Here is a 12926-nt window from a genome sequence, read left to right on the forward strand (position 1 = left end):
GTACTTGTTTCAAGTGTGGTTTTAGGCTAAAAACAATCTATTGAGGCTATGTTTTAGGAAATCAGAATTTTCGGCGGTTTGGGCTTATAAACCCTCGTACGAAGCTGGGTGCAGGGAAATTTAGACCGCTACGGCCACTGAGAAATCCTTAACGTGCTTTAAATTCCGTTTCCTGAGACGACCCCAATAAAATAAATGAACATACACCCCCTATAACTTACCACCGATATTCAGTCCCCTGCTCCCATGCCTCCGCTTCAATATAACAATGACGCATCTCTGCCTCATGACTCATATCACGCAATAAATCAGCCATTAATCCATCTAAATTTTCACGGGTTTTATAATTGATGCGTAAGCTATAATCACCAGACGATAGCCGTGTTGCATGGTATTTATCTAAACAATAACGCTCTATATTTTCCCTCGCTCGTTTTTTACCGCGTACAAACTGACTGTTATTTTCAATAGTCAAGCGCAGCGTAATCTCAGCTACTTGCTCTACTGATGGATTCTCCCTCGTAGTTGTCACCGCTTTTTGATAAGCCCCTATTTCGACACCACGATGTCGCAAATAACTGTATAAGGTACTTTTAGAAATATGTAATTTATCGGCAATCGCATTGACACTCAACCGCCCTTCTCGATACAAGATTTCCGCAGCCATCGCCGTTGCTTCCGCTTGTGCATCTAAACCTTTGGGTCGTCCCCCTACCCTGCCACGCGCTCTGGCAGCCGACAAACCTGCATTGGTACGTTCTCGGATTAAATCACGCTCAAACTCTGCTAATGAGGCAAATAGATTAAAAATCAGTCGGCCTTGCGCATGTGTAGTATCCACAGGGTCATTTAAACTTTTAAGACCAATTTTTTGAGCAGACAGGGTTTCGACCAGTTCAACTAAATGACGAAGTGAACGTCCTAAACGATCCAGCTTCCAAATGATGATGGTGTCACCTGTCCGAGCCTCTGCTAATAATTTGTCTAACTCAGGACGACTACTTTTAGCCCCACTCGCCACATCTTGAAAAATACGCTCACAGCCTGCTTGTTTAAGGGCATCTATTTGCAAGGAGGGGTTTTGTTCACGGGTACTGACACGGGCATAGCCTATTTTCATGAAATAGTCCTGTTTACTCAATGAGTATTAGATAAATTAAACTTTGATTAACTAGACAAGTATTTAAGACTATAACAGGGTTAAATTCAAGGATTATGCTCAGATTCAGTCTAAACCAATAAAGTTCAATAAAACGTTCCTTTTATCGAACTTTTAATAATGCAATTTTCGTGTGATTAAAAAAGAAGTTTGATTTTGGTTAGTCAGTAAAATTCGAATTCTTCACATACTAATCATATTGCCTGTAATGGGTAATTGATGACCAATCACATATTGAAAAATTTCATCAACATAGATGTCACGGCTATCAAATGGAAAAAATTCGGGTACTAACAAGGTGGATGTATAAACCTCACCAAAAATAATATTTTTAATACTGGCCTTGGCACTTTCTTGCTCTTGCCAATCTTGAAACTTGGCAACTTCTGCACGAATTTTTGTTAGCAAATCTTGAGCAAATTTTTTAATTAGCTCCCTCTCGGATTTATTCAGCTTTGGCTTGTCTAATTTATCAAATAACGCTAGCTCATAGTCATTGTTTAGTCCTTCCTTAATATAACGCACCTCTTCTTGTGATAGCTCTCCATATACTTTTATTAGCTCTTCAAAGATTTTTTGGATGTTTACGTTCGATGAGTCATTATTAAGCTGTTCTAATATTGTTTGATAACGCGCCATAAACTCATAACGTTTATCATTTTGTGCCATCAATCGTTGTAACGTGCGCTCAATACGATCTTGCAACTCCAACATAACAGTTTGTTTATGGGTAGTTTTAGCAAACTCTAACTGTAAACGAGCAAAATCTATTTGTGTTAAGTTATACGATTTTGCTGCTTCTTCCTGTGTCTTAGCTTCAACGGTCAAATGTTTGTTGACTAAATTTTGAATACTTTCTAATTCAGCAGAAATATCATCAGTTGGCTTATTTACCGAAAATTGTCGATAAATCGCACGCAAAGCATCCAAATAAGGTTTGGATGGAATAACGTCTGTACTTGGCAATAGATTATTGTAACGCTGTTCTACATCTCTAAAACGCGCCATAAATTCAGCCCGACTCTCTTTGCTTGCTGATAACGCATTTTGACAATCGCGCAATAGTTGCGCCCGCTCTGCGCCATGAGTAGTATTTACCAAATTATCTAAAGGTGCTGTAAACTCTTTGGCATAAGACATGATGTCATTTAGTGCAGCTTGATATTCATTAAATGGCACGTCTTTATCAAGCAAAGGGTCAACAGCCGTCTGTGTATCGCCCGTTTGCCCTACTGCAAATACCGACAACGCTTGACGTAAACTTTGTAACATACCGTTATAGTCAACAATGAGGCCGTGTTTTTTACCACCTCCGACACGATTAGCCCGAGCAATGGCTTGCATTAAGGTATGCCCTTGCATTGGCTTATCTAAATATAAAGTCGCTAATGATTTAACATCAAACCCTGTTAACCACATAGCACACACAATTACAAAACGGAATGGATTATTGGCATCCTTAAACTCTTTATCCAGTTTACGCGTCTGCATTTTTTCCCGATGAGGACTAATATCTAATGCTTGGCCTTTGTGGTCTTTATGCTTCTTAATTTCTTCAATTTCGTTTTGTTCGCCACTAATTACAACAGCAAACTCTGTCGCTTTCATCCATGCTAAATGACTTGCCAAAGTAACAAGATGTGGATCATCTTTTGGCATTCCTTCGGACTCTTCATCAAATTTAGCCTGCTCTGCCTTAATTAAGGCTTGCCATTGTTCTGTAATCAAGGCATACATTTTTAAACACGTTGGACGGTCTAAGCAAACCAACATTGCTTTACTATTATTACCCTCTACCGCTTGCCAACGGTCTTTGTAGTGATGAACAATATCCTCTGCTAATACAGCAAGTCGCTTAGGTGCAGTTAAAAAGTGATAATCTGACTGAGCCGCTTTGACTAATTTTTCGATAGATTCTTCAGACTTGCCCGATTTGCGCGCCTGTTCGATGCGGTCAATAATGCGTTGATTAAGTTTTTCGTCTGCATCTAAATGTAAAGTTGCGCCGTGATTTTCGTAAACCAAGGGTACAGTTGCACCATCAGCTACAGCACGTTGAAAGTTATACACCGAGACATAATCGCCAAACCATTCTTTGGTGGTTTGGTCTTCGGGGGAGTTCATTAAAGGTGTGCCAGTAAAACCCAAAAACTTAGCGTTGGGTAATGCCGAACGCATGTTATTTGCTAAGTCGCCATATTGGCTACGATGGGCTTCGTCAGAGATAACAATAATATCGTCTCGTGTCGAATATGGCTCACTGACGATTTGATTGTACTTATGTACCATGGTAAATAAGTACGGTTGATTTCCATTAATCAGTTTTTGCTTGAGTTGTTTTCCGCTCACCATTCGGTCATTGTCTGTTTGTGCTTTACCACAGTTGACATAGGTTTCGCTGATTTGGTCATCTAGTTCTATTCTATCCGTTACCAGCACAAAGCTGTATTTTTCCGAAATTTTGCGGCGGATTTTTTCGGTTAAAAATACCATTGAATACGATTTGCCCGAACCTTGGGTATGCCAAAAAACGCCCAGTTTACCTGCATTTACTTCAGCTTTAATGTTTGCGTCTGTACTCAGTAAACGTGCAATTACTCGATTTACGCCAAGATATTGATGGTTACGCGCCACAATTTTATGAAGACCGCCTGTAGGTGGACGCTCAAATAAAATAAAGTTTTCTATCAGGTCGAGCAGGGTTTTAGGCTGCATTATGCCTGCTAATAAATAGGGTTGTTGGTTTGCTTGAGTCGGTGGTTCTGGGTCGTTTTCGTCATTACGCTTCCATTGCTTAAATTGCTCAAGTGGTGCGGTAATAGAACCATAAGTAGCTTCTACCATATTAGAAATAACAACCAGCGCATTGTAATCAAACAAATGGGGAATTTTATCTTTGTAATCGTTTAGGTTGCCTTTATAGGCGTAGTCTTTGCTAATGTGAGTATTTTTAAATTCAAAAAAAACAAAAGGTAGGCCGTTAATAAATGCTAATAAGTCGGGGCGTTTGCGCTCGTTAATGCTATTAGACACCCACATTTCATCAACAATACGGTAAGTGTTATTACTAGCATTATTAAAATCAATCAGTTGAATAATATATTCTTGTTGTTTGCCTTGTGTATTTGTGCCTGTTACTTTAAGTGTATCGGCAGTTTGTACCACAAATTTAGTATATCGGCGTTCGTTTTCCTCCGCCAAATTCACATTTAAGCCGCGCTGTTGAATACGCACAATCGCTTCTTCAATCACTACATCGGGAGCTGTTGGATTGATGCGTTTAAGTGCTGGCCGCAAGTCATTAATCAATACAACATCATGGGTACTTTTGCGCCCTAATGTGCTAGTACCGTTTTTAAATTCGGTATCAAAGGCATGGGTATATTGCCAACCCATACCCATCAATTGCTCAATAGCTGGCTGTTGTACAAGTGCGTTTTCTGTCCAGTCTTTACGAGCCATTTTTACTTTATTTCCTATGATTTAAGACTATTTACAGTAGCTAGAGTTTGCCATTGAATAAGAGACTTTGGCTATATTTTTATATTAAAAAAGTTTTCAACAAGTATTGATTTGTTTTTATGTTGAAATATATTTTTGTTGATTTGTTGATTTGTTGATTTGTTGATTTGTTGATTTGTTGATTTGTTGATTTGTTGATTTGTTGATTTGTTGATTTGTTGATTTGTTGATTTGTTGATTTGTTGATTTGTTGATTTGTTGACAAATATTATGTTCTTTGAAAAATAACGTGTTAAGAAAAGTGCGGTTTTCTTAACATGTTCTACAACTCATGTTAAAGAAATGGCTGTTTTCTTAACATGTTTACTTTTTGTGCAATGCTAAGCTAGATTTTTTTGACCAACGGCAGATAACAGCAAAAACAAGTCGTCGTTTAAATAATAGTTGTCTTTACCCATTTTATGCTTAGACAACAAGCCAATAGACACTATCTCATCTAAATAGCGTGCGGCGGTTTGACGACTGACTTGTAATTCATTAGCGACAAAATCAATTTTGGTATATGGATGACAAAACATATTGTTAATTAAGTCTTGGCTGTAAATTTTGGGTAATTTGTCACGCAGGGCGATTTTGTGATGTTGCATTAAATCTCTAATTTGTTTAATCAAGACGGTGGTTTGCTGTGAAGTTTGTTCAACCGCTTCTAGCATAAATAACAGCCAAGCTTCCCAATCGTTGGTGTTGCGTGTGGTTTGCAACAGACTGTAATAGCTCGATTTGTGTTGATTGATATAACGAGACAAATACAACACGGGCAAACCGAGCAAATTTTGCTTAACCAAAAACAAGATATTGATAATACGGCCTGTTCGTCCGTTTCCATCATAAAAGGGATGAATACTTTCAAACTGATGATGAATCACCGCCATTTTAACCAAGTCGTCCCAATCACAAAGCTGGTCATCGTTAATAAACTGCTCTAGGTTACGCATGTAATTAACAATGTCGTCGGGATGTTGTGGGGGTTCATACACCACTTCGCCCGTTTGTTGATTTTTAAGAACTGTGCCTGCTTGGGTGCGATAGCCTGCATCGTTTTCTTCGATGCACTGTTGAATGTCTAAAATATGCCGTTCGGTCAGTAAGCCCGTTTGTTGTACTTGTTCAAAGCCACGGCGTAAGGCGGTTGCATAGTTATGCACTTCTTTTGCGGCAAGGCTAATAAATTGTCGTGCCAGACTATCGCTTTGGTAAAGGTCGTCATGGGTGGTAATAATGTTTTCGATAGCCGAGCTGTCTTTAGCTTCTTGTAATGAGAGTGTGTTAAGCAAAATGGCTTGATTAGGAATACTACCCACTACGCCTTTTAATTCGGCAAGGGCTTGATGGGCTTTTGCGGTTTTTTTAAGAACGGCTTTGCTTTCTATATCGCCCAAATGCGGCAACATGATAAGTGTTGTCATTAGGCAATTTCCTTTAGGCTTAAACCAGACACATCCATTTTGCCAGACATTAAACGCGGTAACAGGGCATCACGGGCTTGGGCGAGTTTTTGGTTTTGCTGAGTTATAGTACGCATCTGCTCAAATAAAGGTAAAACGAAATCACTAAAAAATTGTCTTAGCTCTCTAGTTGGCAATGTAATACTCATTGCTCTAAAGACTCTTCTGGACAGCTCTTTAAATGTTGACCCTGTCGCCAAACCGTCTATTTCTTCTAGCCTACTTTTGAGATTGAATAAAATAAACATCCTATCGATATCATTATTAGGAATAATAGAAATAAAGCCCTGATTTGTACAAACTGGACGGTCTATCAAGCCAAAATAGCCAATACTGGCACGACTTGTCATCAAAATAGTATTAGCAGGTAACATTTTTGCTGAAGAATCTTTTAGTCCTTTTTGAGTAATTTTCTTTTCTGTATCTAATAAAATAAGGCTCGATAGTCTTGTAATATCCGTTGGTGTCACCCAAGAAACATCGCCATTATCCCAATATTCATTTACTTTAGTTGAAGGTGTACCTCCACCCACAGACTCACAAATATCAGCAAAAGTAACTCTCTCCCACCCTTCAGGCACACCATCCACCACAGGCACTTGCTCATGGTTAGGAAAACGTAACTTAACAAACCATTCGTCATACAAGCGTTGTGCCGCTTCTTCTAATAAAGCAATACGTTGTTGATTGGTTTGGATGAGGTCGTCATAGTTGGAGAGGATTGAAGCGATTTTTTTTTGTGTTTCTAAATCGGGAATTTTAACAACAATATTTTTTAGATTATTTCTATTAATTCCGGGGACTGCACCAGCAGAGTTAGCACCTTCAAAATCAATAGTTTTAAGAAAAAAATAGATAAACTTTGGGAAATTTGACTTAAAATCAGTAACATATAAAGTTGTATTGAGCGGCCAATATTTTCCATTAACATAATGAATTTCACCTAAAGTTCCATATCGGCCTGTTATAACTCCCTCTCCATCGCAAATATATTCATTATGAAAGCCCGTGATACCTGAAGATGAAACAACAGGTATTTCCCCCATCACTCTTTGAGAGTGTGGTAAATCATGACCTCTCTTGAAAGTTAAAATATCATCAAGAATCATTTGATTAAACTTCATCCCAACAACTCCTTAAAACTCACCTCAATGGCTTGTCCTAACGTTGCCGCCTTTTTATCTAACTCCACCAACTCAACATGAATCTCCCGCATCCTTTGGGCAAAATCATTCAAATCATCCTCTGCCTCAACCACCCCCACATAACGCCCTGCCGTTAATGAATAATCATTCGCCGCAATCTCGGCACGGCTAACCAACTTACACAATCCCAAAACATCGGCATACACACCCTCAGCAAAACGGCTATGCAACCACTCAATATCCGCCAAACGTGCCAATACCTCATCAATACAAGCCAACAAGCCATCGTGAATCGTCCGCTCTTCCTCTCGCGCATCAACCGCACTCGGCAACAACGCCAAACGCGCCGCTTTTATTGCCGCTTTATCCCAATGCTTAGACTGAGTTGCTCGTAACGCCTCGGCCTCGTCCACCAATGCCAACCAGCCTTGATGACGTTGAATAATCGCCTCACGCATGGCTTGTATTGCGTCTCGCTCGGCTAAAATGCAGGTAAATGCACTCACCAATTGAGGATGGGTAATGTTATCTGTAGCGTTAAAGCTAATTTGCTGAGCGGCTGTTACTAAAGGAGTGTATAGCGGTTCAAAAGATTCTGGCAGCCTTGTTTCGGGGGTAATTAACGCTAATTGACCGTGTGTGTTAGTCGCTTGATTATCGGCTTTACCTAATACTGCAAATGCCGTTTGCACTCGCTGTTGGTAGTCTTGCCATTGCGTTTGAGTAATCGCAACGGGCGCGGGTATGTCGTTACCATCTTTATCTTTTTTGGCTTTGTATTTGTTAAGCTCGTCCAAACTGGCAAGGCTAGTAAAATGGTTAAGCAATGTGGCCAAACTGCGGCAAGCATCACTACTGCTCATCGCTAAATTGGGCAAAGCGTTTAACTGAGTGGCAATCTCGTTTAAGTAACTGGCTAATAATTGATTATACTTGTCGTGTTCACCACGATTTAACCAGACAATCGCGGTTAAAGCCGCCAACTGAGCATCACTAAACACATGGGACTTAGCCGATACCACCGTATAAACCGAACGTGCATCTAGCATTAGCACTTGGTCTAAACGATGAGCAGGCTTGCCCTTATCAAAAAACCACAACGTACATGGCAAACTACGGGTATAAAAAAACTTAGGGCCAATAGAGACCATCACATCCACATGGCCAGTTTCTACTAATTGTTGACGAATCTCTCTATCTCGGCCACCTGCATCGGAGGCACTCGAGGCCATAACAAAACCTGCACGCCCCGTTGCATTAAGGTAACTATAAAAATATTGAATCCATAAACTGTTGGCATTAGAAACAACATCATTTTTATCTGCACCACCATCGGTACGTTCATTCGCAGTACTTTTGCGTTTAGTCACTCCGCATAAGCCAAAGGGTAAGCGTTTTTTTTCGGTGACTGCGGCTTGCATATAGTCCAACGCGGTAGGTGTTGGAATATTGGGCTGCTCTTTACTGGGCGTTGGCAAACTGACCACATCAACTTGACAACGAGTAGCATCTACCGCGTCAACATTAAAAGGCGGATTGGCCATAACAAAATCACATTGGCCTACTAATTCTTCGCGCCGCTCATAAAAGGTATTGCCTTGCTTAATGCCTGTTGCATCTAAACCATGCACCACCATATTCATCACAGCAAGATGTTTATTGTTTTCTGATTTTTCTTGCCCAGCAAAACGGATTTTGGTGTTGCTAAGATGATGGTCTTCTAAAAAATGGGTAGTTTGAATAAACATACCTGCCGAACCACATGCAGGGTCAAAAATAACGCCGTGGTCGGGTTCGATAAAATTAACAATAGTTTTAACCAACGAAGGCGGTGTAAAAAACTCCCCGCCCTCTTGTGCACCAGACATGGCAAATTTATTAAGGAAGTATTCGTAAATTTTGCCAAACACATCCCCCGAAGCCTCTGTTAATGCTGGGCGATTAAAAACGCGCACTAATCGTTGCAGCAAGTCAGGCTCAAAACGGCTATAGGTTTTAGGTAAGGCATCGGTCAAAATAGGATACTTGGTTTCTATCTCACGCATAATCGCGTCTAAATAAGCCCCTAAAGATTGATCACCTGCCAATTGAGCAACCGCACTAAATCGCTGCTCTGGTTCTAAATACAGTGCATTTAACCCTTGAAGCGCAGTTTTAATATAGGTCTCATAGGTTTGTTGAGGAAAGCTAGGCACGGTTTTTACCATGAGTGCCATTTTTTGCGCGGTTGGGTCTTCTTGTTCAATACGCTGGATTAGCTTGTGCAAACGCGACGAGGCATGAGACAAAAAAATAAGTCCCAATACAGGCTGTGCATATTCTGTTGCTGTGAGCTTTGAGTTAGCACGCAAATCATCAGCAGATTCCCAAAGGTCTTTTTCTAGTTGCTTAATATCCAAAATCACTCCAACATTTCAACATTTCAACATTTCAACATTTCAACATTTCAACATTTCAACATTTCAACATTTCAACATTGATTTAATTGTTTATATCAAATTAGGTCAATTTAAAAATACGCACCTGTCTGTATCACAGATGCGTTTTTGAGAAAGGTAAAGATTATTTAGATCGCTGCTCTAAATGATACTCCAACGCTGCAATGACTATGTCTTTAACCGATTGGCCAGACTGCACTGCGAACATTTTAGTTTGCTGATGAAGGCTTGCAGGTATTTGCACATGCAAAGGTATTAAGTTTTCTTTTTGCGCCTCAGTGACTACCTCAGCCAAAAGAGGATTATTTGTACCTGTTTTTTTTCTTCCAAGAGCCATAAATAAAACCACCAATAAATTAAACATTTGTTGCTTTCAACAAAACAACATTTCTATTTTTGTTGTAACATCTGCCGTAACTCAGCCACAATTGCACGAATCTCTTTAGCAGCATTACCGTCTGGCTCAGTATCCATGGGCGTTGAACCAATACTTGCCGACTTAGGATAGGTGACGAGTTGTGTTGTTTTTGACACAAAAACAGGCAGCTCAAAATCCTCTAAAGCACCTACAACTTCTTTACTAAGCTCTGTACGTTTAATGGCTCTAGAAATTAAAAAGGCAGCTTTAGGTTTACCGTCTGTGACTTCTTGACGTGCACGAATAATTGAGACTAGGTCTTCGGCAGCCCAAACGTCATAAGGTGAGGGCTGAACAGGAATAAGTACTATATCGGCTGCTTTAATGGTAGAAACGGTCATTTGCTCAGATCGTGGCGCACCATCAACGACTACCCAGCGTTTGCCGTTATTGGAAAGCGTTTTAATATCTTTGTCGAGAGTCGGGCGATCAACACCAACTACCACAACAGAGTCCTTTTCAGATGCGGCACGCCAGTCTCTGGCACTTCCTTGTGGGTCTGAGTCAACTAAGATGACATCTTCACCTTCTAGTTGCAGTTGGCGCGCAACGCACGTTGCTAAGGTTGTTTTTCCTGCTCCACCTTTTTGCGAAAGAAATGCAATCGTGTACATAAGTTTTTCATCTATATTTAAAAACATTTGTTGCAAACAACATTTGTTTAAATGTTGTTTGCAACAAATATATAGGATTTATATAAAATAACAAGTTGTATGTTATAAGATTTTCGTAATAGGTTCTTGCCATAATTCTGCTAAATATGGCCACAATAATGTTGTAAATGATGGTTTTTCTAAAATTTTTAAATCTAAGGCTTCATAGTTTTTGCGCATCACGCCTTTAAATACGTCTTTTTGGGCTTTGATACAACCTTGAATCAGTTCATGTTGCTCGTCTTCAGGAAGTGCTGTAAAACGCATTAAGAACTTTTGATGTATTATTGACCAGTCACTCTCATCACTTTTTTTGGTATTTTGTGGTTGTGAAGCCAAATTTTTTAATGTGTCATTAGATACATCTAACTGTTCACTGGTATGTATTGATCGTTGTTCAATAATTTGTTGCCCCCAATTTTCGGTGATTGCAGTTTTATAAATAGCTCCATAATTGATTGTTTTTTCTTTTTTCTTTAGTTCATCACAATACTGATTTGCCCTGTCAATCGAAAGGCTAATTTGCTCCGAAGAAAATAAAGCCAAATAAGTTTCTTGATCTGATAATGCAATCGTTACTTTTGCATGAGCAAACGCAGGATTTGTTTGTGACTCAATAAAAGGGAAAGAGGTTTGATGCTTAGGAGTCACCAGAAAGTGAAGCCCTATAACTTTTCGACCATTTCGGCTGTATATTGGCTCAACGGTAATATCTGAAATATCACTTGTATTGATAGATTTTGTTGGCTTTCTGATAACCCATTCGTTTAATTTCATAAATTCAGCGTATTCCGTAGGCTTAATCCCCATGTACTCTCTAAATTCATCGACTGTCATATATGGCGTACGACCTACGCCCAAATAGTCTTTACACAGCTTATAAATAATGGCTTCATATTTACCCGAAAAATGATTAAAAACATCCCAATTCAGCATTTGAAAAATGGCTTTAGCATCATCTAAGCCGAGCATAACATCATCAATAACACTGGGAAATTTAAATCCAATCGTCAAACGTGTTACTTTCATTTCAGATATAAACCCTGAAAAGTATTGAGTTTTATTACCATCTTTTTCAAAATAGTTAAAACAAATCTCTTCTTTGCGCAATGCACGTAAGTCGTCAATGATATCTTGTCTACTAGGCGCATAACCAATATGTTGCTCGATGTAACTCATCGATACATAACGAAAGCCTCTGTCATCAGTAGGCTCGTTAAGATCAAATTGACGTTTAAATTCTTGTAATAACAAAATCCAAAGTTTGTACTGAAACAAAGAAATTGTGTGTTTGATATGGATCAAACTTTGTGGGGTTTTAATTTGTCTTTTAGTTACTTTGCGAACCACACTTTTACTATCATTATTTTTAGTCATCACTCTGAAACTGCTATAAAAACTGCTGAAAAAAACATCATATCATCAATCATACAGTTTTAAAAAAAATATTTCTGCATGATAACATAAAGCAGGTGGGGGGGTTTTCTGGATGATAGAATATAAATTATTGTTTTTAATATATAATTTATCTTTAAACATTATAAAAAACCCTTTTTTCATGCAAAAAAAACAGGTGGGGGGGTTTTCTGGATGATACATGAAACAGGTGGGGGGGTTTTCTGGATGATAGTGGGGGGGTTTTCTGGATGATAGAAGGCTGTATCCCTTTATTACCAATAGATACAGCCCTCCCTAAAGTATTTAAAACTACTATAAATACAAAAGTAGTAGTAAAAGGGAGTAAAATTTTAAAATTAAAGATCTTTAATTTTAAGAATTAATACTCCTCTGGCAACAGCACCGTAGTCACCGACCTATCAGCCTCAGTAATAATCCACACGTTTCTTGTTTCCAAAGGGTAAACTGACATAATACGATAGCCACGTTCAATCGCTTCTTGATTGCTTAAGGCATCTTCGGCAGGCACATTGCCCCAATCACCTGATTGATGACGAGCTAGTAGGCTAAAGCACGAGATGTTATGTTGAGCTAACAGGTCAAGGGCATTGGGTGTGGCGACTGTTTGACCGAGTGAAAATAAAGGATTTCTGCAAAGTAACATGATGATTCTCCGCGTAGGTTAAGGTTAATTAGGTGAAGTAGTTTGAGCTTGTAAACGCTGACCGAGTTTTTGCTTTAAAACACC

The 12926-nt window shown here is 39.2% G+C and carries 9 protein-coding genes; all 9 read right to left on the minus strand.

The window, feature by feature from the left end:
* Positions 1-217: 217 nt before the first annotated feature.
* Positions 218-1120, minus strand: coding sequence for a recombinase family protein (locus C8N29_RS15630; protein WP_107867004.1), 903 nt, complete (start codon positions 1118-1120; stop codon positions 218-220).
* 222 nt (positions 1121-1342) lie between these two features.
* A complete protein-coding gene (locus C8N29_RS15635; RefSeq protein WP_107867005.1) occupies positions 1343-4621 on the minus strand; it encodes a type I restriction endonuclease subunit R in 3279 nt (1092 codons plus the stop codon).
* Between the two features lie 380 nt (positions 4622-5001).
* Positions 5002-6087 carry a Fic family protein gene (locus C8N29_RS15640; protein ID WP_107867006.1) on the minus strand — a complete coding sequence of 362 codons (1086 nt, stop codon included), beginning with the start codon at positions 6085-6087 and terminating at the stop codon, positions 5002-5004.
* Positions 6087-7250 carry a restriction endonuclease subunit S gene (locus tag C8N29_RS15645; RefSeq protein ID WP_107867007.1) on the minus strand — a complete coding sequence of 388 codons (1164 nt, stop codon included), beginning with the start codon at positions 7248-7250 and terminating at the stop codon, positions 6087-6089. The genes C8N29_RS15640 and C8N29_RS15645 overlap by 1 nt, the downstream gene beginning before the upstream one ends.
* Positions 7247-9670 (minus strand): class I SAM-dependent DNA methyltransferase, encoded by a 2424-nt coding sequence (locus C8N29_RS15650; protein WP_107867012.1) that lies wholly within the window; start codon positions 9668-9670, stop codon positions 7247-7249. The genes C8N29_RS15645 and C8N29_RS15650 overlap by 4 nt, the downstream gene beginning before the upstream one ends.
* Before the next feature lie 163 nt (positions 9671-9833).
* The gene (locus C8N29_RS15655) at positions 9834-10073 is read right to left on the minus strand and encodes a hypothetical protein (RefSeq protein ID WP_107867008.1); all 240 of its coding nucleotides are present in this window, start codon (positions 10071-10073) and stop codon (positions 9834-9836) included.
* Positions 10074-10099: 26 nt separating this feature from the next.
* Entirely contained in the window at positions 10100-10741 is a 642-nt protein-coding gene (gene parA, locus C8N29_RS15660) for a ParA family partition ATPase (RefSeq protein WP_107867009.1), read from the minus strand.
* A gap of 102 nt (positions 10742-10843) precedes the next feature.
* Positions 10844-12157: a replication initiation protein gene (locus C8N29_RS15665; RefSeq protein WP_107867010.1), complete on the minus strand. Its 1314-nt coding sequence runs from the start codon at positions 12155-12157 to the stop codon at positions 10844-10846.
* A gap of 400 nt (positions 12158-12557) precedes the next feature.
* Entirely contained in the window at positions 12558-12842 is a 285-nt protein-coding gene (locus C8N29_RS15670; RefSeq protein WP_107867011.1) for a hypothetical protein, read from the minus strand.
* Between the last annotated feature and the right edge of the window lie 84 nt (positions 12843-12926).

It is taken from the genome of Agitococcus lubricus (assembly GCF_003051055.1).
GTDB lineage: Bacteria > Pseudomonadota > Gammaproteobacteria > Pseudomonadales > Moraxellaceae > Agitococcus > Agitococcus lubricus.

Excerpts from the sequence above, each read along its gene's own strand:
- C8N29_RS15630 (WP_107867004.1), bottom strand. The coding sequence starts at position 1,120 with ATGAAAATAGGCTATGCCCGTGTCAGTACCCGTGAACAAAACCCCTCC.
- C8N29_RS15635 (WP_107867005.1), bottom strand. The coding sequence starts at position 4,621 with ATGGCTCGTAAAGACTGGACAGAAAACGCACTTGTACAACAGCCAGCT.
- C8N29_RS15640 (WP_107867006.1), bottom strand. The coding sequence starts at position 6,087 with ATGACAACACTTATCATGTTGCCGCATTTGGGCGATATAGAAAGCAAA.
- C8N29_RS15645 (WP_107867007.1), bottom strand. The coding sequence starts at position 7,250 with ATGAAGTTTAATCAAATGATTCTTGATGATATTTTAACTTTCAAGAGA.
- C8N29_RS15655 (WP_107867008.1), bottom strand. The coding sequence starts at position 10,073 with ATGTTTAATTTATTGGTGGTTTTATTTATGGCTCTTGGAAGAAAAAAA.
- parA (WP_107867009.1), bottom strand. The coding sequence starts at position 10,741 with ATGTACACGATTGCATTTCTTTCGCAAAAAGGTGGAGCAGGAAAAACA.
- C8N29_RS15665 (WP_107867010.1), bottom strand. The coding sequence starts at position 12,157 with ATGACTAAAAATAATGATAGTAAAAGTGTGGTTCGCAAAGTAACTAAA.
- C8N29_RS15670 (WP_107867011.1), bottom strand. The coding sequence starts at position 12,842 with ATGTTACTTTGCAGAAATCCTTTATTTTCACTCGGTCAAACAGTCGCC.